This is a genomic window from Thermoleptolyngbya sp. M55_K2018_002 (genome assembly GCF_015295965.1).
Classification (GTDB): domain Bacteria; phylum Cyanobacteriota; class Cyanobacteriia; order Elainellales; family Elainellaceae; genus Thermoleptolyngbya; species Thermoleptolyngbya sichuanensis.
Genome location: NZ_DVEA01000297.1, coordinates 1 through 22,237 on the forward strand (window position 1 = coordinate 1; position 22,237 = coordinate 22,237).

Sequence of the window (22,237 nt, forward strand, 5' to 3'; positions counted from 1 at the left end):
GCTGCGTAGACTTGCTTGAGCTTTTTTACTCTCTCCGTATTTCCAAATATCCTCTGAAGCTATCCGAGAGTTTCTGGCCTTGCCTCCAGTCCAAAGTTTGCCTCGAATCAGGTCAAGAAATATTCGCAACACCTGAAGCTTTTTGCCAGTAAAATACTGCGTGTATTTCAGTTGGGCTTAAGCAGTTCTACGCCGTCGCGCCCGTCAATTTCTTGCAAAAAGACCTTCACTTTTTCATCCTTTGCAGTGGGCAATTCCTTCCCTGTGAAATCGGGGTGAATTGGCAAATCTCGATGGCCCCGATCGACCAGCACAGCCAGCAGGATCTTCTCAGGGCGGCCATATTCCGTCACGGCGTTTAGCGCGGCGCGAATCGTGCGTCCCCGATAGATCACGTCGTCTACTAGCACGATGACCTTATCCGTCAGGTCGAAAGGGATGTCGGTCTTTTCTGGCGTTCGCAGGTCGATCTGGTCGAGGTCGTCGCGCCAGAAGGTGATGTCCAGATGTCCTACGGGAATCTTCACGCCCTCTAGGGCCTCGATTTGTCGGCCCAGCAGTTCTGCCAGCGGCACGCCCCGCGTAAAAATGCCCACCAGCACCAGCTTCGACAGGTCGCCAGCCCGCTCTACAATCTGCGAAGCAAGGCGGTTGACCGTGCGGCGAACTTCATCGGGCGATAGGATTTCGATGACTTCGGGGGGCATGGGCTGGAGAGAGAGTGTGTGTGGACAGGGATTTAGACGATAACTTAAACGATGCACTTAAACGATTAACTTAGACGATTACACGGCTAAAGCCTAACTTCTGAACCCTAACCCTTGTTCTCTGAAGAGGCAAGCGGGCAACAGGCGATCGCCCAAATCGCCCCACACCGAACACACCGAGCCTCAGCCCAGCCTGCAACCGTGACACTGTGACCTGAATGTGACCTGAAGTAACCTAACTGCTAGCGGCTATCGATCTTTGCTTCCAGGAACTCCTCGATTTCGTCGGGCAAGACGGAGAGAAAATCATAGCCCGTAATATTTTCAATCGTGTCTACCGATTCGCGATAGTCGCGCCAATTGTTGTCCTTAATGCCCATGTCGTTGGGCATGATGACCGTGATGACGCGAGTATCTGTGCCGATGTCTTCGAGGGTTTGCCCTGGATTCAGCACTACGGCGATTTTCCAGGTGGCGGCGGGGACGGAGATGGGGTTGCTGCTGCGGCCGATGGTGGTGCGGGGGCCGTTGCGGGCTGTGCCGCCTTCGCCTGCGCCGCCTGCGATGATGTAGAGCGTGTGCCCCCGGCGGGCCAGGGTCCGGCAATAGCTTTCCAGTCCTTCCCAGGGGCCCTGGTTGTTGTCGGGGGATTGGGGGATGATGTTGGTCATCCAGAAGACGGACTGGCTATCTTCGGGGCGGGCGTTGCGGTCGGCGGCGGGCAACAGGTGTCCCCGGTCAAACCCGCTGCCGGTGTAGTCGTTGGTGGTGACGCGATACCAGCCTTGGGGCAAAGACGGATCGGGCATGAAGGGCGATCGCGGCAATCGGCCCAGCCAGCTTGCGTCAAGCTGCCAGCTCACCCAATTGGCGATATTTTTGCCCCGGTTATAGGACAGGGCGTATTGCGGCCGCACAATCAGGTAATTATTTTCATTCCGAGTTTCGGCGGTCGCCTCGCTGGGGTTCCCCAGCGCCAAGTGTACCGAGTCGATGGTGGGAGCGGGCAGCAACACCTCGGCCGCCAGTTGGGCACAGCCCGCCGCCAGAGAACCTGCCAGCAAGAATCCCAGTCCGGCACTCACGGCTCGTTTCAGTCGTTTTCGAGGCTTGAAGATTGTGTTCCAATTCAGCATGGCGTTTTCCCCCTTGGTTGCCCTGGCTCTGCATCCCGCCCGTATCCGCCTGTATCCGCGTCCTGTCTGTTTCCCTGGCTTCACAGTCCAGAATACCCAGGGCAGACGGCGGGCTAGCGCTGGGGTGGGTCTGGAGACGAAGCTGGAGCCGTGGCAGTTTCCAAAGCCGTCAGGTAGGCGATCGCCTCTTCTCGGCAGGTGCCACACATCTCCTCTAATGGCTGCAAGTGGTTGCAAAAGGCAGGACGCTCTGGCTTGCCAAACAGCTTGCAGCGGTTATCTTCGGTCAACTGTACACAGCGTACTCCGGCGGGTTTGCCGTTTGGCATACCCGGCAGGGGACTATTGATCGAAGGCGCGATGCAGCAGGCACCACAGTCGGGGCGGCAGTTCATGGCGTCGAGCTTGGCGGCAAGGGCTAAACGGGCCTCAGCGCGGCAAAGGACGGGTCGGGCGCATCGGGCGGGGGGGCAGTGGGGGGGCAAATCGGAATTTCGAGGATGAACGTGGTGCCTTTGCCCAGCGTCGAGTGGCACTCCAGCGTTCCCTGGTGCTGCTGCACGATGGTCTGATAGGCAATGGAAAGCCCCAGCCCGTAGCCCTGACCAACGCTTTTGGTGGTGAAGAAGGGGTCAAAAATCTTGGGCTGGAGGTGGGCAGGGATGCCGGGGCCCGTGTCGGCGATCGCCACGCGCACCCAGGGCTGCTCTAGGGGCGAGTGCCAGAAGGATTCGGTGGTGAGGGTGATGATCCGGGGGCGATCGCCAACGGATTCCACTGCCTCCAGCGCGTTTTTAATAATGTGGAAAAAGACCTGATTCAGCCGACTCGGAAAGCATTCCACAGGCGGCAAATCGCCATAGCAACGGCAAATTTCCACATCTGCGGGAATGGAATGCTGTAGGAGCTTAAGCGTACTTTCCAGACCCTCGTGCAGATCCACCACCTTGCGGTTTGCCTCATGCACCCGCGAGAAATTGCGAAGCGACAGCACAATTTCCCGAATTCGACTGGCTCCCGCCCGCATGGAGTCGAGAATTCGAGGCAAGTCTTCTAGCACAAAGTCTGGCTCGATTTCCTCCAGCAAGTCTCGCAGCTTTTCGGTGCTTTGGGGATAGCTGGCTTGATAAGCCGTCAGCAGCCGCAGCAGGTCTTTGACATAGCGCTCTACAAAAGGAATATTGCCGTAGATAAAGCTGATGGGGTTGTTGATTTCGTGGGCAATTCCCGACACCAGTTGCCCCAGGCTAGACATTTTTTCGCTCTGGATCAGGTGTGCCTGGGTTTGCTGGAGGTTAAGCAGGGCTTCGCTGAGCCGCTCGGCCTGGGCAGCACTTTCCTGGGCCTGCTGGCGAGTTTTGGCGTAGAGATGGGCCTGCTGGATCGAGATCGCAAGCTGGTCGGCGACGGCCTGGGCAAGCTTTTGGTCGTCTCGCGTCCAGTAGCGGATATGCGAACACTGGTTCAAATACAGGATGGCCTGGAGCGTGCCGTTTGCCTGGACGGGCACCACCAGCGACGACTGAATCTGGGCTAGGCGATATTCCTGATTGTCGGTTCCGATGCGGGGGTCTTGGGTAATGTCTGAAATGACGACCTGCTGACGGTTTTCGATGACCCAGCGAGTAATCGGGCCGTCGGTGTCGAAGTCTTCAATCGTCGGGGGAAACGGATCGCGGCAGACCTCAAAGAGATGCTTGCGGCGAAACCTGTTATAGCCTTCCCCGCGATCGCCCAAGGAGTCGCCCAGAGCATCAGGGTGGGAATTCCCCAAGTCCTCTGCCACATCGGTTAGCTCATCGGGCGCTTCCACCAGATGCACCAGACAGCGATCCACCTCCAGTGCGTTTAGCAGTTGGGCGATCGCCCGTTTCAGGATCTTTTTGACATCTAAACTCTGGCGCGTTTGTGCAGTAATCTGGTTCACCAGTCGCTCGCGCCGCGCCTGCTTTTGTAAGCGGTCGTATAGCTGTGCTTGGCGGATTGCCATCTCAAGCGGCTGGGCGATCGCCTGCATCAGTTCTACGGTGTCTGGCGACCAGTGCTGCCGAGTCGAGTCCAAGCAAACTAGGTAGCCCCGCGAGTGTTCCTGCCCTTCGACGGGGATCATTAGCACCGCCGCATCGCCAAACAGGGGGCCGGGAGGGTCGATAGGGCAGCTTTGCATTCCGGGTTGCAGACCCAGCAATCCATTGGGGCGATTGCTGGCGTTGCCGGGTCGCAGGATTAGCCCACCGTGGTCGATGGCGCTGGCCAGGTCGCCAAACTTCGTCAGGGGAAAATGCCCGATACCGCCGGATGGCGTGCCGTTGGATAGCGTGCTGCCAGACAGCGTGCGATCGCCCGCTTCGCAGACGACCTGTACCCGCTGAATGTCTTGAAAGTACCAAAGGAACAGACAGCACTCGACGGGCAATTGCGCCACCACTTCTTCCACTGCGGTTTGCAGCACCACAGACAGTTCCAGGGAACTGCGGATACGATCGCCGATCTGGCGTACCAGAGTGGTCTGCTGAATAAACGATGAATCGTAATGAGAAGCCTTTGGACGAAAATAGCGCAACCAGACCACGGTTTTTCAGGGAATACTAATAATTAGGGTTTAGAAAAAAGCACCCATAAACTCCAAGCGCTGCATGGATCTCAGCAAAAACCTAGAATCGACTGTCTATATACAAAAACCCTATCCATACTAGAGGGTTCAATCTATTCGCCAACACCGTGTTTCTACGTCTTGTCTACGGCTCTGGCTGACAAGGCAAGGATGAGCTTTGGCTCGACACCGCCTTCCTGCGCGGAAGTTTAGAAGCAGCCACCATCTTCTTGATAGCCGTCACAACGCTTTCTCGATGTGGCTAAGACACACGCTCCTGAAACTCAGATTGGAAACCAATGACAAGTTTCTGTGCGACGGCTTGCCATACAAAAAGCTGATAGACGCTTCCGCAAAACTCAGCTTTCTGGAAACGCACCGAGAGAAAAGTTGTTGAGAATTTTCCAGCGTAAATTCTGTGAAAGCACAGGCGAAGCTAAATCCAAATCGCATCCAGGCTTCTGGATTATGCCAGGTAGGCGTTACCAAAAACCGCTTGCTAATCAAGCCGGAACCAAACCGGAGCCTTCCTGCGATCGCCGGATAATGCAAGCCCTGATGTCTTTAATGTATCGCAGGGGGCGATCGCCTCTGTGTATCTAATGTGGCAAATTTGCAAGATTTGTTGATCTGGATCACCGCAATTCAGGACTTAGATCAGTGCCACGCGATGGCAGCGTCACCCCAGACCTTCCGCAAAATCACGCAAAACCGCCCGGACTATCACCGTAAAAACCAAGGATTCAACCGATATTAGAAGAGTAGATGTTCCCCCTGCCTCCTATGAAATCGTCCACCCCTGCACCCGACCTTTCCTCTACCCGGCTTGAGCAAATCGTAGACCACATCTTTGCTACCCGCTGCATTTCTCGGCGAGATCAGCAGAGCTTCATGCGCGTGGCGCTGGGAGAAACGATGCTCAATCCCAAGGATCGGGCCCTGGTGGATCGGGTGTTTGAGGCACTGCGCCGGGGAATGCTGCGAGTGGTCGATTAGCTCCGGCAGGTTTGAACCACGCTGTTCTGCTCTTGTCAGCAGCTTGGCAATTCTGGTGAATCGCCCAGAGTAGACTGGGGAAAGTTTCGCCACACGACTTTCCTGCTATGCCTGAATTTGCGCCTGAATCTGCTTCTACATTGCTGTTGCGCCGGGGTCGGTTGCTGCATCCCGATCGCCCTGCTGAATTGGTCGATATTGCCATCGAAGACGGCACCATCACGGCGATCGCCCCACAACTCCCGCCCGCTGCTCCGCATCAGACCGAGCTAGCGCTACAGGAACAAATTGTCAGTCCACCCTTTGTGGAGTCGCACATTCACCTGGATTCGGCCATGACGGTGGGCGATCCCCGCTGGAACCAGAGCGGCACGCTGTTCGAGGGGATTGAAATTTGGCGGGAGCGCAAGCAATCGCTGACGCTGGAAGACGTGACCGAACGGGCGATCGCCACCCTGAAGCAGCAGGCTCAGCAGGGCGTGCTGTTTGTCCGCAGCCATGCCGACGTGAGCGAACCCACGCTGACGGCGCTCAAGGGGCTGCTGGCGGCCCGCGAGGCCGTGAAAGACTGGATGACGCTGCAAGTGGTTGCCTTTCCGCAGGATGGCGTGTACGGTAGCCCGAAAAACGAGACGCTACTGGAAGAGGCGCTGCTGATGGGGGCCGATGTGGTCGGCGGCATCCCCCACTACGAGCTAACGCGAGAAGACGGCGTGCAGTCGATTCACAAGATTTTTGAACTGGCCGTCCAATATGACCGACTGATCGACGTGCATTGCGACGAAATCGACGATGAGCAGTCCCGGTTTCTGGAAGTGATTGTGGCCAATGCAATTCGCACGGGCATGGGCGATCGCGTCACCGCTAGCCACACCACCGCGTTCCATTCCTACAACAATGCCTATGCCTTCAAGCTGATGGGCTTTTTGCAGCGAACCTGCATCAACTTCGTCGCCAATCCGCTGATTAACATCACCTTGCAGGGACGCGCCGATACCTATCCCAAGCGGCGCGGCGTGACGCGGGTCAAGGAACTTTGGCAGCAGGGGCAAAACGTCAGCCTCGGCCATGACTGTGTGCAAGACCCGTGGTATTCCCTGGGCACGGGCAATATGCTCGACGTGGCCAGCATGGCGGTTCACATTTGCCAAATGACGGGGATGCCGGAAATCGATGCCTGCTACAACATGGTGACGTGGAACGGCGCAAAGACGCTGCATGTGGAAGACCAGTACGGCATTGCGGTGGGCAAACCTGCAAACCTGATTGTGCTAGATGCGGGCGATCGCTACGATGCCATCCGCCGCCGCGCCACGATCCGTTACGTCATCTCACGGGGTAGGCTCATCGCCCAGACAGAACCGCCGCAACCGCAGTGGAAACTTTAGGGGCAACTTTAGGGACAACTTTCGCCTGGATTCACCAAATCACCAAATTTGTAAGAATTGCTCTCGTCGAACTGAGTTTGGGGTGTCAAGATCGTAGAGCAGGATGGATTGTGGAACGCTACGGTGGAACTCATGCCAGATCAACGCCGCTCGATCGCCCAGCACTTTCACGATCGCACCAAGTATGATCCCACGACGCTGGCCAGCAAGACCCAACAGCTTGACTGGCGCAACCAGCCTATTCCCTTTAAGGAATACAAAATCGGCACAGCCTATGACCTGAAACCCTACCTCAACGCCGAACCCGCCCTAGACAACGGCGACAAGCAGTGGCAGCGGATTGCTCGCTTCCTGTTTTGCAGCTACGGGCTAACGGTGAAAATGACCATGCTGAACGGGGAAGCGGTCTATCTGCGGGCGGCTCCGTCGGCGGGCGGGCTATACCCGGCCGAGGTCTACCTGATTTCGCGGGGCACGCCCCAGCTTCCAGTAGGGCTGTATCATTATCAGACCCAGACCAATTCGCTGCTGCACTTTTGGGAAACGGAAGCCTGGAAGCCGCTTCAGGAAGCCTGTTTCTGGCATCCGGCGCTGGACGCGACCCAGATGGCGCTGGTGGTGACGGTGGTGTTTGGCCGATCGGCCTGGCGCTATCAAGACCGGGCCTATCGCCGAATTTTTTTGGACGCTGGGCATTTGTTGGGCAATATCGAACTGGCAGGGGCCATCAACGACTATCGCCCCCACCTAATTGGCGGCTTTCGCGATGAGGCGGTGAACCAGTTGATGTATCTGGACGCGGCGCAGGAAGGGGCGATCGCCGTCGTGCCGCTAGCCGACCTGTGGGATATTGACCAAAACCTACCGCCCACTTCCACAGCGCTCCCCTCCGTCATCCAGACCGACTATCCCGACATTCCCGACGGCAAGCTGTTGAGCTACATGCACCAGATGACACAGATCAGCGGCGATCCGATCCCCGATCGCCTGCCCGCCGCCCGCGCCGACAGCGAGCCGGATCAATACAACTTTCCGTTTTGCCTGAAGGTGTCAATGGAAAGCGGGGCGATCGCCTGGGGTGACCATCTAACCGAGCTAGAAAAGACCATGCTCAAGCGTCGCTCCACCCGCGCCTACAGCGGAGCCGACCTGACGCTAGAGGAATTGCGGCTGCTGCTCGATTTTACCTACCAGCCCGCCCACTATCTAGATCAGGGCCTCGACCGATCGCCCGACTATTTTGACCTCAGCCTGATCGAAACCTTCATCGCCATTTCCGGCGTAGAGGGGCTAGAAGAGGGCTGCTACTACTACGCCCCCAAGGCGCAGGAACTCCGACAGATCCGCTTCAAAAACTTCCGGCGAGAGCTACACACGCTCTGTCTGGGGCAAGACCTGGGCCGCGATGCGGCGGCGGTGCTGTTTCACACGGCAGATTTGCAGCGGGCGGTGGCCCAGTATGGCGATCGCGCCTATCGCTACCTGCACATGGATGCGGGCCATTTGGGCCAGCGCCTCAATTTGGCGGCCGTGCGACTAGGGCTAGGAGTCAGCGGCATCGGCGGATTTTTTGACGACCAGGTGAACGAAGTGCTGGGCATTCCCCCCGATGAGGCCGTGCTGTACATTACGACACTCGGCCGGGGTCGGGCCAGCGAGTAATCCAAAGAGAAATCCAAGAGAGGAATCCAAGTTAGTCGCAAAGGCTATCACAAAATGCTTTTGCACAGCGAGCCTTGGCATAGTAGAATAAGAGACTGGACTGCGGCAAGTTTTTGTGAATTACCCCAGGAGCAAATAGTTCAAGCATGGTTAAGCTGCGTTTAAAGCGGTACGGCAAAAAGTTTGAGGCAAGCTACCGGATCGTTGCGGTGAAGAGTACCTCTCGTCGCGATGGTCGTCCGCTAGAAGAGTTGGGCTTCTACAATCCCCGGAGCGATGAAGTAAAGCTCAATGTGCCTGCTATCATCAAGCGCCTGAAAGAGGGCGCTCAGCCGACGGATACCGTCCGCCATATCCTCGAAAAGCAAAACGTTTTTGAACAGCTTAAGGCTCAGTGAGGTCGTGTCCGACGCAACTGCTCCCGATTTGCCAGATTCTGCTGCGACTCCTGATTACGTAGGAGTCGTGAAGTTTTTGCTGGAGCCATTCTTGGAATCGCCAGCATCGCTAAAGGTCGATTGTGAGGTGCTGCCTCGCAACTCTAGAGTCTTGGTGCGTGTCGCGTTTGACGGCGAAGATCGGGGACGGGTGTACGGTCGTGGCGGACGGAATATTCAAGCCATTCGCACCGTGTTGCAGGGAATTGCGCGAGCCTCTGGCTACTCTCTTCATCTGGATGTGTTTGGTGGGCAACCTGCTGGACGAGACGAAGGTGGGCGGGAAGCTCCAGTTGACCGTCGTTCTGGCTCTGCCAAGCCGATGCCCCGTCGATCGCGCCCTCGATAAGGGCCCGATATTGTCCGCATATTGCCTGAGATTGCCCAACCATGCCCGACGCTGCGCCTTCAAATTTCTTCAAATTTTGAGGCGCGTTTTGAGTTTTGAGCCTAACTTCAATCCTCTCGCTTTCGCCTATGCCCTTCTATCCTGACCCGCTGCATGGGTAATTCTGCCATCGTTCCGTTTCCCAGCCCCGAAAGCGCGATCGCCCTTGCGGGCTACCAGGAAGAAAACCTGAAGCTGCTGGCTCGTCAGACGGGGGCAACAGTTGTGATGCGGGGACAGGAGCTCCTGATTTCAGGAACCGAGAGCCAGGTTGAACTGTGTGAGAAACTGGTGCGATCGCTCGAGCCCTACTGGGGAGCAGGGAAAGCCGTCACCCTGGCAGACATTTTCACCGCGCGTCAGGCGCTCGACACTCGTCGGCAGGGGGATCTAGAGGAACTCCAGCGAGACGTGCTGGCCCGCACGCGCCGGGGTGACGAGATTCGCGCCAAAACGTTTCGCCAGCGGCAATATGTCCAGGCTATTCGCACCCATGACCTGACCTTTTGCATTGGCCCGGCGGGAACCGGGAAGACGTTTTTAGCGGCAGTACTAGCGGTGCAGGCGCTGCTGTCTAGCCAGGTGGAGCGGCTGATTCTCACCCGCCCAGCAGTGGAAGCCGGAGAGCGGCTCGGCTTTTTGCCGGGCGATTTGCAGCAAAAAATTGACCCATACCTGCGTCCGCTTTACGACGCGCTGTATGAACTCATCGACCCGGAAAAAATTGCCGGACTGATGGAACGCGGCGTGATCGAGGTTGCGCCCCTGGCCTACATGCGCGGGCGCACGCTAAACAATGCTTTTATCATCCTCGACGAAGCGCAAAATACCACGCCTGCCCAGATGAAAATGGTGCTGACCCGGCTGGGCTTTCGTTCCAAGATGGTGGTCACGGGCGACGTGACGCAGACCGACTTGCCCATGAATCAGCAGTCTGGATTGGCGATCGCCGAAAAGATTCTGCGCCATGTCGAGGGCATCGCCTTTTGCAATCTTTCTAAGGCGGACGTGGTGCGCCATCCCCTAGTGCAGCGGATTGTGGCAGCTTACGAGCAGCATGAAGCGTAGTGGAGCGTAATGGAGCATTGAGGTCGTTAAGGTCGTTGAAAGTAATCGAGGATTGGCATCATCCCCCTACACCCTACAACTCCGTTTCCTTTCGCGCCCGCTTCGCCTGAATCTTCCGCAGTTCTGCCAGGGTAGACGCTGGATCTGGCAAGGACTCTGCCTGGGACTGGGGCGGCTGGCTCAGGTTGAGCAGCGGCTGGGTGGCAGCGGGCAGCGTGGGCTGGGCAATGGGAGCAGGCAAAAAGGCGTTTTCTGGCAAGGAATGTGCTGAAGGCAAGAGAAACGCGACGGGCAAAGCCGGGTTGGGCGCGTAGGGGGCAATGGTGTGCGGGCTGGCAGGGTCATTCTGGGGTCTGGAGTTTTGGGGACGAGAGGGCGATCGCCCTTCGGTTCGAGCGGTTCGCTGGCTCTGCGCCCTGGACTGGGCATGAACGCGCAGATAGCTCAGGTAATCCTGCGATTGGGGCGCTTGCAGGACTTGCGTTAATTGAGAACCCAGAGAACCCGGAGAACCCGGAGAACCCAGAGAACCCGAAGCGTGGCTAGTAGGGGGCGCGGGCGCAGACTCGGCGTTTGCAGCGGAGAGGGCTGCGTCCATCCAGGGCTGGCGGCTGGGCAGGGGTTGCAAACGCTCTGGGTCTTGGATAGAGTCGGAAGCGAGGGTGGCGATCGCCTCCAGTTCTGCGGCGATGGTGCTTCTGGCGGGCGATCGCAGTTTTCTGCGGCCCATTGGCTGAGCAAGCGACTGGGGCTGCTGAAACCGCCGCGACAGCAGCAAACAGCATCCCGCACAACTCACCGCCAGCAGCCCAAAGGAGACAGCCGGAGACGCAGATCTTTGCCGATCGAGCCGGGTCGCCCGCAGCACGGCTTCTACCCCGGTCGGGTCGGGCTGCTCCTGCTGGGACGACAGTTCTGGATTCATCAGGCCCGTGACAGCAATGCCTGCACAGAGCAGCGTGATCACCCAGACCCCGCTCCAGAAGATCGTGGGATGCTGATTTAACAACTTCCCCAAAAACCGGACAGGGGGTAGCGCAAGCACCGCAGAATTTCCTGAAGGGGACGCTGGGGGGAATAGCAGCAAGGTCGAGTCGGGCGGCTGCACTGCACTCGCGGCTTCGGTGTTCGGGACTTCGGACTGGGGCGGGTCAATCGCCGTAGCGCCAGCAGACCACCCGACCGCAGGCCACTCCACAGCCGAGGAATTCAGAAACCCTGAATCTGCGGTTTGTCCGTTGCCGATTTGCGCGTCATGACCGTCTTCAGGCTGTTCTGCAAATTGTTCTGCAAATTGTGCCTCAGATTGTGCTGCAAACTCTGGCGCTGCTGAGCCGTGCGGAACCCTATTCATAGCTGTTGCGGAGCGCTACCGCTCTGTGGGGGAAATCTGCCTGCGGCAAACGCTATACAGGCGTATTGATTACCCGCTATTTTAAGCGCATCCCGCAAATCTCAACAGCAATTTTGCTCTGGCTTCTGCGTTTGCGATAGGGAGCCAGCAGGGGGACGAGAGGCGCAACACTCGTTCAAACCCAGACACGTTAGGCAATAAAACTTAAACCTTGATCTCGCCAGATGGCTACGTGGGAGTAGTACGCTGAAAATCAAACTATGAAAAGTCATTTCTCCTGCGCCCAAAAGGGTCGGCCCTGACCGCTCACGCTGGGACTGCATCTGTAGAGATGGCCTCCAGGATGATTAATCAGCTAAGGAAAAGCACTCATGGTTGAACGCGGTTCAAAAGTTCGGATTCTCCGCAAAGAATCTTATTGGTACAACGATGTCGGCACGGTTGCTTCGGTCGATCAAAGCGGCATCAAGTACCCGGTGATCGTCCGGTTTGACAAGGTGAATTACAACGGCTTCAGCGGTAGCGCTTCTGGTGTGAACACCAATAACTTCGCCCTCAGCGAGCTAGAAGAAGTTGCGCCTGCACCCAAATCTGCCAAAGCAAAGACGGCTGCGGTGCCCCCCAAAGCGCCTGAGCCGACCGATGCGCCCCACAAGGCCGAAGGCGAAGGCATGTCCTGATTACCAGGCACGGTCTGAAATTACACAAGTCCTGAATTACCCTAAATTACCAGGGCAGTTTCGGGTTTCCGAGAGGGGTTAGGTCGCTAATCTGTCTGGGAAACCCGAATTTCTAGCAGGACTCGGCAGCAGCAGGACTCGACAGGAAAAGATCTCAGGATTCGGCAGGAAAGGATCTGTGAGTAGGACACCTCGCTTTTTTGCCCCGCTTTTTCGTCAGAGTTCGCTAGAGTTTGAGAACTAGGCGCGATCGCCCTCCTCCCGTTTTCTACTGGGCATCGCAACGGTTCTCCCCATGCCCGAACTCCCCGAAGTAGAGACAGTCCGCCGAGGGCTAAACCAAACGACACTCGGCCAGCCCATTGTCGGGGCAGATGTGCTGCTCGATCGCACGATCGCCCATCCCGCTTCGCCCCCTGAGTTTGTTGCAGGGCTACGGGGGCTGGCGATCGCCCAGTGGCGGCGGCGTGGCAAGTATTTGCTGGCAGAACTGGTGGACGCAGCAAACCAGCCCGCTGGCTATCTCGGTGTGCATCTGCGGATGACGGGGCAGTTGCTCTGGGTGGCGCAGGATGCTCTATTGCAAAAGCACTGTCGAGTGCGGCTGTTTTTTCCGGAGAACCAAGAACTGCGGTTTGTAGATCAGCGCACCTTTGGGCAACTGTGGTGGGTTCCGGGCGATCGCCCGCCGGAATCCGTCATCACCGGACTGCAAGCCCTTGGCCCAGAGCCGCTTTCCGACGATTTTTCGGTAGACTATCTTGCCCGGTGGCTACGCGGCCGCCAGCGCCCTATTAAAAACGCCTTACTAGACCAATCCCTCGTCGCAGGCATTGGCAACATCTACGCCGACGAGGCCCTGTTTCTCAGCGGTATTCGCCCGCAGACCCTCTGCGCCCGACTGAAGCCGAAGCAAATTCAGCGGCTTCACCACGCCATTCGAGACGTGCTGCAAACGGCGATCGCCAACAAGGGCACCACCTTTAGCGACTTTCGTGACGTGCAGGGCATCAATGGCAACTACGGCGGCGTGGCCTGGGTTTACAACCGCGACGGCGAACCCTGCCGCGTATGCAGCGCCCCGATCCTGCGGCTCAAGATGGCCGGGCGATCGGCGCACTACTGCAAGGCGTGTCAGCGGTGAGGGTCGAGTCTGGCTTGTTAAACGGGCGATTCGCTCAGGGCCTCAAACAAATCCGACAGCACGACATTGGAGAATAGGAAGCCCTCTGGGTCGGTCAGGCGAATGCGGGAGGGCGTTTGATCGACCCAGCCTCGCTGAAGGTGGGGTTGCAGGCAAGTGAGAATGCGGGCGATCGCCCCCTTGCCAAACTCCAGTTCTAGCCTAAGCAGATCCAACCCGTCGGCTAGGCGCAGCCCCAGCATCAGCGTATCGAGTAGCCGTTCCTGGGGGGGCGTGGTGGGATGCGCCAACCTGCCTCCTGCGGCCTCTAGTGTTTCCACCCACTGGAAATATTCGCGGCGGGTGCGGGGACGGCTAAAGCGCTGATGGTTCACGTAGCTGGCCGCGCCCATGCCAAAGCCGTAGTAGGGCCGATTTTCCCAGTAAACCCGGTTGTGGCGACACGAGTAGCCGGGGCGGGCGTAGTTCGAGATTTCGTAGTGCTGGAAGCCGCGCTGGGTCAACACCTGCTGGGCGAGGCGATACATCTGGGCGGTGGCTTCGTCGGTGGGGAGAGGCGCTTCGCCGGGCCGATAGCGCTGGGTAAAGGCCGTGCCCGGTTCCACCGTGAGGTCATAGATAGACAGGTGGGCGGGATCGAGGGCGATCGCCCGATCTAGGTCTTCCTGCCAGCGCTCCAGCGTCAGGTGCGGCAATCCCGAAATCAAGTCCAGGCTGTAGTTGTCTAGCCCAGCGCGACGAATCAGGTCTACCGCCAGGGGAATGTCTTCTGGCCGATGGGTGCGGCCGCAGGCTTGCAGCGAGTCTGCCTGAAACGACTGCACGCCCAGGCTGATGCGATTGACCCCGGCGGCCCTATAGCCCTGGACATGGCTCAGGTCAAAGGTGCCAGGGTCCATTTCCATTGAAATTTCTGCCTGCGTCGCGATGCCGAAGTGCCGATCGAGCCTCGTCAGCAGCCGATCGACCTGCGCCACCGACAGCAGCGAGGGCGTGCCGCCTCCAAAGAAGACGGTTTCCAGCGGCGATCGCCCGTCTTGCCCGGTGGTCAGGATTTCTCGCTCTAGCACCTCGACATACTGGGCGATGGTTCCCGATGTTTCGCCACGAGCGCGATCGCCCACCACCGAAATCGGGAAGTCGCAATAAAAACAGCGGCGACGGCAAAAGGGAATATGGAGATAGGCCGCCGTTGGAAAGTCGTCTTGAGGTTTGGCTTTAGAAGCGGCAGGCGAAACTGTTGCGATCTGTTGGGCTGCCATTGCTAGAGGAATCTTCCGGTGTAAAATCGGGCGATATAATGGGCCTGTGAATGGGTCTGCGCGTGACGGGCTAACCCTCTGCATCGAGCTTAACGACAACTTCCGGGCTGGCTAGCCTGACGAGTCTCTCAAAGTCTATCATCTGGCGATCGCCCCTCCGTGCGCCCCTCCGTGTACCCCTCAGTCCGCTCGTTCTCTTCACTCTCCCCTCACTTACAACTCTCTCGTGACTTCGTGACCGCGACCTCTGACCGCGCCGCCTTTTCTCCAGCGTTTCACTGGAACCTATGCTTGACGCAATCATCATTCTTTCATTCATTGTAGCGGGCGCAGGGATCGGCTATTTCAGCGTCGATTTGCTGCCGATGGACGCGCTCGACCAAGTGACGAACCGCGAGGGGCTGGGCTTGGTGACGGGTGGCTTTGGCGGGCTGCTGGGGCTGGCGCTGGGGCTGGTGGCGCAGACCTCCTATCGGCGCGTCGAGCGGCAGGTGCGAAATGCCAGTGGATATGCTGCTCAGCCGTTCGGTGGGGCTGGTGCTGGGGCTACTGGTGGCGAACCTGCTGCTGGCTCCAATTTTTCTGCTGCCCATTCCTACAGAATTTGCCTTTATCAAGCCACTGGCTGCGATTTTGGGCAGCGTCATTTTTGCCTTTTCGGGGGTGAATCTGGCCGATGCTCACGGGCGATCGCTCCTGCGCCTGATCAACCCCAACAGTGTCGAAACGCTGCTGGTGGCTGAGGGCACGCTCAAGCCCGCTGCGGCAAAAGTGCTAGACACAAGCTGCATCATCGACGGACGCATCGAAGACATCCTGGCGACGGGCTTTATTGAAGGGCAGATTCTAGTGCCGCAGTTTGTTCTGCAAGAGCTTCAGCAGGTGGCAGATGCCTCCAGCGACCAGAAGCGGGTGCGCGGGCGGCGCGGGCTGGATATCCTCAACCGCATCAAGGAAGCCTATCCCGACCGCATTGCCATCCACCCGGCCGACTATGACGACATTCCCACCGTCGATGCCAAGCTAGTGCGGCTGGCTCAAGATATTAACGGAATGCTGCTGACCAATGACTACAACCTCAACAAGGTCGCAAGTTTGCAGCAGGTGCCCGTGCTGAATATCAATGACCTGGCCCAGGCGATCCGCCCGACCTATCTGCCCGGAGACACCTTCGACCTGAAGATTTTGAAGCAGGGCAAGGAACCCGCGCAGGGCGTGGGCTATCTCAACGATGGCACGATGGTCGTGGTGGAGGAAGGGGGCGACTATATTGGCGATGAAATCTGCGTACTGGTGACGGGGGCGCTGCAAACGTCGGCGGGGCGCATGATCTTTGCCCGCCCGGAGCAGTCTTCGGCGGTGCCACGCGGATAGCACAGGACGAAAGTTTCGCTGCAAGTCTCGCTGTCAAAGGTTGATCGAGTGAGTGAATAATGGCAAAGGATCGAGCGGCTGGGTCGTCGCCAAAGGGCCCGTCAGGAAACAGTCTGGCGAGCTTTTTGGGCGATCGCGCTGACGAATGGCAGCCCCAGCTTGCGGCTGTTGCCCGCCGATTCAACCAGGAATATCAGCGAGAGCCGTTTGACCTGCCCGCCGAAGTGACCGAAATGCCCATTTACCAGGAGTGGCAGGCGGGTCTGCTCACCGCAAAAATCGCCTCGCCCTTTTGGGACGTTGCCCAGCCCAAGAAGCAGCAGCGCTGTCTGGACATTGGCTGCGGCGTGAGCTTTCTGATCTATCCCTGGCGCGACTGGGAGGCTGTGTTCTATGGGCAGGAAATCAGCCAGGTGGCACGAGACACGCTCAACGCCCGCGGTCCCCAGCTCAACTCCAAGCTGTTCAAAGGCGTGCAGCCTGGCCCGGCGCATCAGCTTCAGTACGAAGCGGATCAGTTTGACCTGGCGATCGCCACTGGGTTTAGCTGCTACTACCCGCTGGACTATTGGAAAGCCGTCCTGACCGAGGTGCAGCGCGTCCTCAAAGCCGGCGGCATGTTTGTGTTCGATGTTATTGATCCCGATTCGCCCCTGGCCGAAAACTGGGCCATTTTGGAAACGTATCTGGGAGCAGAGGTGTTTCTGGAACCCCTCAGCGCGTGGCAGGACTTGCTGAAGACCCACAAGGCACAGGTGATGAAAAAACAGCCCGGTGAACTCTTTTATCTCTATCGGGTCAAGTTTAGCTAAGGGTTTTTGATCAACAGGTGCAAAAACAGAGGAGTTTGCGTATGATAGCAGTGATTGATACGCCAACATTTAATTTGCATATTAAAAAGACTGACTATCATAACTTATGTCAATGAATAAACGAAGAAACTTTATTTAGGGGGTGACACCCCTCATCCCTGAGATGGCATAATGTGATAAGTAGATGCACCCTGATGGTTGGGAGGGCTACCCGTAGTCCCTCCCTTTTTTTGCGTTTTTTGCGTTTTTGCCCTTGAAGCCCCTTGCCGCAAAGCCCTGACCCGGCCAGCAAAGCATACTCATACCGAGTTCGATTTAGCTAGAATAGAAGCAAGTTGATACAGAGGTTAAAAAAGGTTAACGCAATGGTCAAAATTATTGGTATTGCTGGGAGTTTGCGTCCAGGTTCCTATAGTCACAAAGCGCTGGCGATCGCCGCCGAGCGAGTCCGGGCGTTAGGAGCCGAGGTAGAAATTCTGGATCTGCGATCGCTCCATCTCCCTTTTTGCGATGGCGGCGACGACTATTCCGACTATCCCGATGTAGCCCGCTTACAGCAAGCGTTTCGTCAGGCAGACGGCATCATTCTGGCAACCCCGGAATATCACGGCAGCGTCAGCGGCGTGCTGAAAAATGCCCTCGATTTGATGGGCTTTGAAGAATTTACCGACAAGGTAGTGGGCAACATCAGCGTCCTGGGTGGACAGCCCAACAGCAACGCGCTCAACGACCTGCGAACCATCCTGCGCTGGGTTCACGCCTGGGTGATTCCAGAGCAAGTGGCGATCGGGCAAGCCTGGAAAGCCTTTGATGCTGAGGGCAACCTGAGCGATGAAGCCCTCTCCAAGCGCTTTGATGCCTTTGCCAAAAGCCTGGTCGAAAACACCCGAAAGCTCCGCTCTGTCTCCGTCTCGGCTTGAGCGAGTCCCTCAGCAAGTTTCTGAGCCAGTTTCTGAGCCAGTTCGAGATGGGGGGTCAGGTTCTGGAGCAACGTCTCATGCCTCACCCCGCCCCCTTGGCATCGGTCTAAGCCTCACTGCTATTGGAGAAGTATTCCGACACTCTGAAGGTCGGCGTGGCTTCCAACTGCTTCATCATGGAGCGAGTAATCAGCTTGCCCTCTTCCACCAGCACTTGACCCGTAATCGGGTGCAGCAGGTTTTGCTCTGCCCGCCGCCCGATCAGCACCTCAATGTCTTGCAGCGAGTTGATGTACATCCCGGCCGGTAGCTCGACGATGACCCCGTTGCCCTGGACGCGGGCCTGGCAGGCAAGGCGGGAGTTTGGGCGGCAGGTGGTAATGACTTCTAGGGTCCGCTGTTCTCGGCGGTTGATCGGCGAGAGCTGGTTCATGCCTTCGGTGACATAGACATGGCAGGTGGCGCACATGCCCCGTCCGCCGCATTCACGTAAGACATCCAGATCTTTGTTAATTAAAACAGAGAGCAAGTTGCCGTTGGTTTCGACTGAGGTTTCTTGAGCAATCGGTTCCAGGCGGACAGTTTTAGCCATGACGGGGTCTCCAGAGGTTAGCGATCAAAGCGGAAAGCAGAGGAAAAAAGCACGCAGAAAGTCCGAAGAAAGTCCGAAGAAAGTCTACAGAGCTAACACAGAGTTAAAGGGACTATGCTGAAGCAGGCATCGCTCTGAGTCGGGGAAATAAGGGCGATCGCCCTTCAGGAAGCCGCATCTCTCTAGCGAGAAGACCTAGAGGGGTGACAGCGCCAGAAACGCCTTTTGGCGATCGTCCAGCACGCCCTGATCCAGCAGCGTCGAAAAGTCCCGCATCACGCGAGAACACCGCTGGATAAAGGCGCGAGTCCAGTCTTGAACTCCCTGCTGCTGCTCATCGCTGAGGGTCTGCGACAGGGCGGGCACGTCGCCTGTGTAGGCGATCCGGGCAGCGCGATCGATTTCAAAATTGCCGAGCCACTCCATCGCCGGACGGCTCGATCGCCAGTAGTTGGCCACGACCGTCGGCCCCAAATAGTGCGTGGTGAACTGGCTGATTTGATTCACCGCAGTCAGCAGTTCCTTGAGCGTGGGCGCAGGCGCATCGGGGGGCAACGCCGCAGCACCCACAGCATCTTCAAAAACAGACGACGACGAAACCGGATCGCGGGCAATAGACTCCGAAGAAACAGGTGGGGACGCGGGGACAGCCTGAGGCTGAACAGGGGACGAAGGGGGACTGTGCCACGGAGCAGCAGGAAGGGGAGCAGAGGGGCCGGTTGGGCCAGTGGACTGCCAGTAATTTTGGTTAGACAGAGAGAGGTTGCCTGCGAGCAGGCGAAAGGTGGCGATCGCATTGGTCAGATCATGCTTTAGCTCTGCTCGCAGTTGATGAATGAGCGGCGCGTAGGTTGCCAGGACTAGCTCACCAGTCGCCAGCACCAGCAAAATCATGCCGTGATCAAATTTGTAGATATAGGCACGATGCCCGCTAAACTGAAATTCAAAATACTCAAATCCAGGGGGTGTCGTTTGCACGACCTGCTGAATCCCCTGGGCCAGCGCCTCTTTCTGCTGAAAGTTGAGGGTTTGATCAACCCCAAAAAAGTAGGGTCGCGATCGCCCATCCATCAGGGCAATCCCAGCGACACCGGGTTGATTCAGAAACTCCTGGACGACCTCCCGCTTCATAAGTTGCTCTAATGCTGCTCTAATACTAAAGGATTCCTAAAGTGGCGCTCTCAGGCAGCGCAGGTCATCAAATCGATACGTTAAGGTTCATTAAAAAAATCTAGCCTGATTTAGCTTGCCTCAATTTGCCCAACTTTTTCGCCTTTTTCTCACAGGATGTTGTTTACTGAATGTTTATCTACACCGATGCGCTAGAAAGGGACATTCTGTAGTCCAATGATGTCAGGTGTGGTCAAGCGCACAAGACCCACGCTCCACGCTCAGGCTATCTGGCTGCGGCCTAGCGCTCAAGCGTTTGTCACCCCAAGAGCTAGACGCGCCGCCAAAATCAGGATTTCGGAGAATGCTGTCGGTTTGATCACGTTGCAGAATTGACCCATAAGTAAGGCAATGCTGCACCGCTGAGAGGTTGATATTTGAGACGGTTGATCATTTTTTCATGCTTCAGGTTCATACTCCCGGTTCATTCTTTTGTTAGGCTTAGCAGTCATGACTGACCTTCCTTTCACACTGGATCAGTTACGGATTCTCAAGGCGATCGCCGCCGAGGGGAGCTTCAAACGAGCGGCCGACAGCCTTTATGTGTCGCAGCCTGCCGTCAGCTTGCAGGTGCAAAACCTAGAGCGCCAGCTAGATGTACCGCTGTTTGACCGGGGCGGTCGGCGGGCCCAGCTTACAGAAGCAGGGCATCTGCTGCTCAGCTATGGCGATCGCATTTTGTCCCTTTGTGAAGAAACCTGCCGCGCCATCGAAGACCTGCAAAACCTCCAGGGCGGGACGCTGATCGTAGGGGCCAGCCAGACCACCGGAACCTACCTACTGCCTCGCATGATCGGCGTGTTTCGCAAGCAGTATCCCGAAGTCGCCGTCCAGCTTCACGTCCATTCCACCCGGCGCACGGCCTGGAGCGTCGCCAACGGGCAGATCGACCTAGCGATTATCGGCGGAGAAGTGCCTCCCGAATTACAGGAATCTTTAGAAATTATTCCCTATGCCGAAGACGAACTAGCACTCATCCTGCCCGCCTATCACCCGTTGGCTCGCCAGGGCATCGTGCAAAAAGACGACCTCTACAAACTCCAGTTCATCACCCTCGATTCGCAGTCCACAATTCGCAAAGTGATTGATCAGGTTCTCACGCGCAGCGGCATTGAAACGCGCCGCCTGAAGGTGGAAATGGAGCTAAACTCTATCGAAGCCATCAAAAACGCGGTGCAGTCGGGGCTGGGTGCTGCCTTTGTCTCTATTTCAGCGATTGAGAAAGAGCTACAAATGGATGTGCTAAAGCGCACCCGCATCGAAGATGTGGTGGTCAATCGGATGCTGTCAGTGATTGTTAACCCCAATCGCTATCGCTCCAAGGCGGCCCAGGCCTTTATTGAAGAAGTGTTGCCTCAGTTTTCTACCCATGTCCCCAGTCCTGCCCATGACGGTCATGGATCGATGGCAGCAGCGGTGTTGCCCGTCGAAACCTGAGCGTGGGCTGAGGGCACAGGACAAGAGCCTGCTTTGCCGATTGGACAGGCTAGCAAGTATTCTGCAAATATTCTGCAAGTATTCTGGCGGCAGCTTGGCAGGCTGCTTGTCAAGGTTCGGTTTTACCTATCCGGGTTAACCTATAGCTGTAGGGTTCGCGTGTGTTCACCCCTGTCAGCTAGCCGCGCCGTATGGAAGTTTATTGCACCCGTTTTGGCTGTCCCCGCCCGCAAAATCACTTTATGGATCTGGACGATTCAGCAACCCTGCGGACGGTGCAGCAGAAGTTTTGCACCACCTGCGGGATGCCACTGCTGTTGCAGGGGAGATACATCCCGCAAAAGCTGCTGGGGAAGGGCGGCTTTGGGGCAGCGTTTTTGGCGCGCGATCGCTACACGCCCGCCATGCGCCAGTGTGTGGTGAAACAGTTTCAGCCGTCGGGCGACCTCAGCCCCAACCAGCTCCAGGTCGCGCAGACGCTATTCCAGCGCGAGGCGGAGGTGCTGGAGCAGCTAGGCAGCAACCATCCCCAAATTCCCAACTTGCTTGCCTTTTTTGAACTGGAAGTGCCTAGCCTGGTTCCAGGAAGGACGGATCGGTTCTTCTATCTGGTGCAGGAATTTATCGATGGCAAAGATTTAGAGCAAGAACTGGAACAACGGGGGGCGTTTTCGGAGTCTGAAGTGCTGGAGGTGTTAGAGGAAGTCCTCAAGGTGCTTGACTACGTTCATGCCAACGGCTCAATCCACCGCGATATCAAGCTGTCGAACATCATGCGGCGGCGGGATGGGCGGCTGTTTTTGCTGGACTTTGGCGCAGTGAAGCAGGTGACAGCGGCCGCAGTCAGCACAGGCGGCAGGGCTTCTACAGGGATTTACTCGATGGGGTTTGCGCCGCCGGAGCAGATGCGGGGCGACCAGGTGTATCCGGCGACGGATTTGTATGCGCTGGCGGTGACCTGTATTACGCTGCTGACGGGCAAACAGCCCAACGAACTCTACGATGCCTATAGCAATCACTGGAACTGGCGATCGCACTTGTCTACACCGGTGAGCGATCGCCCAGCCGACGTACTGAACAAAATGCTGCTGCCCACGCCCAGCCAGCGGTTTCAGTC

The 22,237-nt window shown here is 57.3% G+C and carries 19 protein-coding genes and 2 pseudogenes; 13 read left to right on the forward strand and 8 right to left on the reverse strand.

Annotation, left to right across the window (positions count from 1 at the left end; all coding sequences use genetic code 11):
- Nucleotides 1-167: 167 nt before the first annotated feature.
- From pyrR to IGS51_RS15095, 4 genes are all read right to left on the reverse strand, one after another.
- On the reverse strand, nucleotides 168-707 hold the full coding sequence (gene pyrR, locus IGS51_RS15080; protein WP_172353423.1) for a bifunctional pyr operon transcriptional regulator/uracil phosphoribosyltransferase PyrR: 540 nt from the start codon (nucleotides 705-707) through the stop codon (nucleotides 168-170).
- A gap of 242 nt (nucleotides 708-949) precedes the next feature.
- Nucleotides 950-1,843 (reverse strand): DNA/RNA non-specific endonuclease, encoded by an 894-nt coding sequence (locus IGS51_RS15085; RefSeq protein ID WP_297079429.1) that lies wholly within the window; start codon nucleotides 1,841-1,843, stop codon nucleotides 950-952.
- Nucleotides 1,844-1,956: 113 nt separating this feature from the next.
- The gene (locus IGS51_RS15090; RefSeq protein ID WP_367279350.1) at nucleotides 1,957-2,238 is read right to left on the reverse strand and encodes a YkgJ family cysteine cluster protein; all 282 of its coding nucleotides are present in this window, start codon (nucleotides 2,236-2,238) and stop codon (nucleotides 1,957-1,959) included.
- A gap of 23 nt (nucleotides 2,239-2,261) precedes the next feature.
- The gene (locus IGS51_RS15095; protein ID WP_297079434.1) at nucleotides 2,262-4,415 is read right to left on the reverse strand and encodes a GAF domain-containing protein; all 2,154 of its coding nucleotides are present in this window, start codon (nucleotides 4,413-4,415) and stop codon (nucleotides 2,262-2,264) included.
- Nucleotides 4,416-5,219: 804 nt separating this feature from the next.
- On the opposite strand from IGS51_RS15095, the gene IGS51_RS15100 reads away from it, so the two are divergent.
- The 6 genes from IGS51_RS15100 to IGS51_RS15125 all read left to right on the forward strand — a co-directional run bounded on the left by IGS51_RS15100 (nucleotide 5,220) and on the right by IGS51_RS15125 (nucleotide 10,375).
- Nucleotides 5,220-5,432: a hypothetical protein gene (locus IGS51_RS15100; protein WP_297079436.1), complete on the forward strand. Its 213-nt coding sequence runs from the start codon at nucleotides 5,220-5,222 to the stop codon at nucleotides 5,430-5,432.
- A gap of 107 nt (nucleotides 5,433-5,539) precedes the next feature.
- Nucleotides 5,540-6,820 carry a cytosine deaminase gene (codA, locus tag IGS51_RS15105; protein ID WP_297079438.1) on the forward strand — a complete coding sequence of 427 codons (1,281 nt, stop codon included), beginning with the start codon at nucleotides 5,540-5,542 and terminating at the stop codon, nucleotides 6,818-6,820.
- 132 nt (nucleotides 6,821-6,952) lie between these two features.
- The gene (locus IGS51_RS15110) at nucleotides 6,953-8,482 is read left to right on the forward strand and encodes a SagB/ThcOx family dehydrogenase (RefSeq protein WP_297079440.1); all 1,530 of its coding nucleotides are present in this window, start codon (nucleotides 6,953-6,955) and stop codon (nucleotides 8,480-8,482) included.
- 146 nt (nucleotides 8,483-8,628) lie between these two features.
- A complete protein-coding gene (rpsP, locus tag IGS51_RS15115) occupies nucleotides 8,629-8,880 on the forward strand; it encodes a 30S ribosomal protein S16 (RefSeq protein ID WP_068510770.1) in 252 nt (83 codons plus the stop codon).
- A 4-nt stretch (nucleotides 8,881-8,884) separates the two neighbouring features.
- Nucleotides 8,885-9,268 carry a KH domain-containing protein gene (locus tag IGS51_RS15120; protein ID WP_172353430.1) on the forward strand — a complete coding sequence of 128 codons (384 nt, stop codon included), beginning with the start codon at nucleotides 8,885-8,887 and terminating at the stop codon, nucleotides 9,266-9,268.
- A 153-nt stretch (nucleotides 9,269-9,421) separates the two neighbouring features.
- Nucleotides 9,422-10,375 carry a PhoH family protein gene (locus IGS51_RS15125; protein ID WP_297079442.1) on the forward strand — a complete coding sequence of 318 codons (954 nt, stop codon included), beginning with the start codon at nucleotides 9,422-9,424 and terminating at the stop codon, nucleotides 10,373-10,375.
- 73 nt (nucleotides 10,376-10,448) lie between these two features.
- Here IGS51_RS15125 and IGS51_RS15130 read toward each other — a convergent pair whose 3' ends face one another.
- The gene (locus tag IGS51_RS15130) at nucleotides 10,449-11,729 is read right to left on the reverse strand and encodes a hypothetical protein (RefSeq protein ID WP_297079444.1); all 1,281 of its coding nucleotides are present in this window, start codon (nucleotides 11,727-11,729) and stop codon (nucleotides 10,449-10,451) included.
- A gap of 371 nt (nucleotides 11,730-12,100) precedes the next feature.
- On the opposite strand from IGS51_RS15130, the pseudogene IGS51_RS15135 reads away from it, so the two are divergent.
- Nucleotides 12,101-12,328: pseudogene (locus tag IGS51_RS15135) on the forward strand (photosystem I reaction center subunit IV); the annotation flags it as partial.
- A 376-nt stretch (nucleotides 12,329-12,704) separates the two neighbouring features.
- A complete protein-coding gene (locus IGS51_RS15140; RefSeq protein ID WP_297079446.1) occupies nucleotides 12,705-13,553 on the forward strand; it encodes a DNA-formamidopyrimidine glycosylase in 849 nt (282 codons plus the stop codon).
- A 17-nt stretch (nucleotides 13,554-13,570) separates the two neighbouring features.
- On the opposite strand, the gene hemW is transcribed toward IGS51_RS15140, so the two are convergent.
- Nucleotides 13,571-14,815: a radical SAM family heme chaperone HemW gene (gene hemW / locus IGS51_RS15145; RefSeq protein ID WP_297079447.1), complete on the reverse strand. Its 1,245-nt coding sequence runs from the start codon at nucleotides 14,813-14,815 to the stop codon at nucleotides 13,571-13,573.
- 287 nt (nucleotides 14,816-15,102) lie between these two features.
- On the opposite strand from hemW, the pseudogene IGS51_RS15150 reads away from it, so the two are divergent.
- The 3 genes and pseudogenes from IGS51_RS15150 (at nucleotide 15,103) to IGS51_RS15160 (ending at nucleotide 17,921) form a co-directional block, all read left to right on the forward strand.
- Nucleotides 15,103-16,189: pseudogene (locus IGS51_RS15150) on the forward strand (PIN/TRAM domain-containing protein).
- Nucleotides 16,190-16,248: 59 nt separating this feature from the next.
- Entirely contained in the window at nucleotides 16,249-17,001 is a 753-nt protein-coding gene (locus IGS51_RS15155; RefSeq protein WP_297079449.1) for a class I SAM-dependent methyltransferase, read from the forward strand.
- Nucleotides 17,002-17,366: 365 nt separating this feature from the next.
- Entirely contained in the window at nucleotides 17,367-17,921 is a 555-nt protein-coding gene (locus tag IGS51_RS15160; protein WP_297079451.1) for an NADPH-dependent FMN reductase, read from the forward strand.
- 106 nt (nucleotides 17,922-18,027) lie between these two features.
- Here IGS51_RS15160 and IGS51_RS15165 read toward each other — a convergent pair whose 3' ends face one another.
- Nucleotides 18,028-18,513 (reverse strand): 2Fe-2S iron-sulfur cluster-binding protein, encoded by a 486-nt coding sequence (locus IGS51_RS15165; protein WP_297079452.1) that lies wholly within the window; start codon nucleotides 18,511-18,513, stop codon nucleotides 18,028-18,030.
- A 195-nt stretch (nucleotides 18,514-18,708) separates the two neighbouring features.
- Complete coding sequence (locus IGS51_RS15170; protein WP_297079454.1) at nucleotides 18,709-19,644, reverse strand: hypothetical protein; 936 nt, start codon at nucleotides 19,642-19,644, stop codon at nucleotides 18,709-18,711.
- A 489-nt stretch (nucleotides 19,645-20,133) separates the two neighbouring features.
- Here IGS51_RS15170 and IGS51_RS15175 point away from each other — a divergent pair, with 489 nt between their 5' ends.
- Together IGS51_RS15175 and IGS51_RS15180 are read left to right on the forward strand one after the other, a co-directional pair.
- The gene (locus tag IGS51_RS15175; protein WP_297079456.1) at nucleotides 20,134-21,120 is read left to right on the forward strand and encodes a LysR family transcriptional regulator; all 987 of its coding nucleotides are present in this window, start codon (nucleotides 20,134-20,136) and stop codon (nucleotides 21,118-21,120) included.
- A 191-nt stretch (nucleotides 21,121-21,311) separates the two neighbouring features.
- Nucleotides 21,312-22,237: protein kinase (locus IGS51_RS15180; protein WP_367279351.1), on the forward strand; the 926-nt coding region annotated here is incomplete at its 3' end.

What these genes read in the sequence shown, in the direction of transcription:
- pyrR (WP_172353423.1), bottom strand. Translation starts at nt 707, where the DNA reads ATGCCCCCCGAAGTCATCGAAATCCTATCGCCCGATGAAGTTCGCCGC.
- IGS51_RS15085 (WP_297079429.1), bottom strand. Translation starts at nt 1,843, where the DNA reads ATGCTGAATTGGAACACAATCTTCAAGCCTCGAAAACGACTGAAACGA.
- IGS51_RS15090 (WP_367279350.1), bottom strand. Translation starts at nt 2,238, where the DNA reads ATGAACTGCCGCCCCGACTGTGGTGCCTGCTGCATCGCGCCTTCGATC.
- IGS51_RS15100 (WP_297079436.1), top strand. Translation starts at nt 5,220, where the DNA reads ATGAAATCGTCCACCCCTGCACCCGACCTTTCCTCTACCCGGCTTGAG.
- codA (WP_297079438.1), top strand. Translation starts at nt 5,540, where the DNA reads ATGCCTGAATTTGCGCCTGAATCTGCTTCTACATTGCTGTTGCGCCGG.
- IGS51_RS15110 (WP_297079440.1), top strand. Translation starts at nt 6,953, where the DNA reads ATGCCAGATCAACGCCGCTCGATCGCCCAGCACTTTCACGATCGCACC.
- rpsP (WP_068510770.1), top strand. Translation starts at nt 8,629, where the DNA reads ATGGTTAAGCTGCGTTTAAAGCGGTACGGCAAAAAGTTTGAGGCAAGC.
- IGS51_RS15125 (WP_297079442.1), top strand. Translation starts at nt 9,422, where the DNA reads ATGGGTAATTCTGCCATCGTTCCGTTTCCCAGCCCCGAAAGCGCGATC.
- IGS51_RS15130 (WP_297079444.1), bottom strand. Translation starts at nt 11,729, where the DNA reads ATGAATAGGGTTCCGCACGGCTCAGCAGCGCCAGAGTTTGCAGCACAA.
- IGS51_RS15140 (WP_297079446.1), top strand. Translation starts at nt 12,705, where the DNA reads ATGCCCGAACTCCCCGAAGTAGAGACAGTCCGCCGAGGGCTAAACCAA.
- hemW (WP_297079447.1), bottom strand. Translation starts at nt 14,815, where the DNA reads ATGGCAGCCCAACAGATCGCAACAGTTTCGCCTGCCGCTTCTAAAGCC.
- IGS51_RS15155 (WP_297079449.1), top strand. Translation starts at nt 16,249, where the DNA reads ATGGCAAAGGATCGAGCGGCTGGGTCGTCGCCAAAGGGCCCGTCAGGA.
- IGS51_RS15160 (WP_297079451.1), top strand. Translation starts at nt 17,367, where the DNA reads ATGGTCAAAATTATTGGTATTGCTGGGAGTTTGCGTCCAGGTTCCTAT.
- IGS51_RS15165 (WP_297079452.1), bottom strand. Translation starts at nt 18,513, where the DNA reads ATGGCTAAAACTGTCCGCCTGGAACCGATTGCTCAAGAAACCTCAGTC.
- IGS51_RS15170 (WP_297079454.1), bottom strand. Translation starts at nt 19,644, where the DNA reads ATGAAGCGGGAGGTCGTCCAGGAGTTTCTGAATCAACCCGGTGTCGCT.
- IGS51_RS15175 (WP_297079456.1), top strand. Translation starts at nt 20,134, where the DNA reads ATGACTGACCTTCCTTTCACACTGGATCAGTTACGGATTCTCAAGGCG.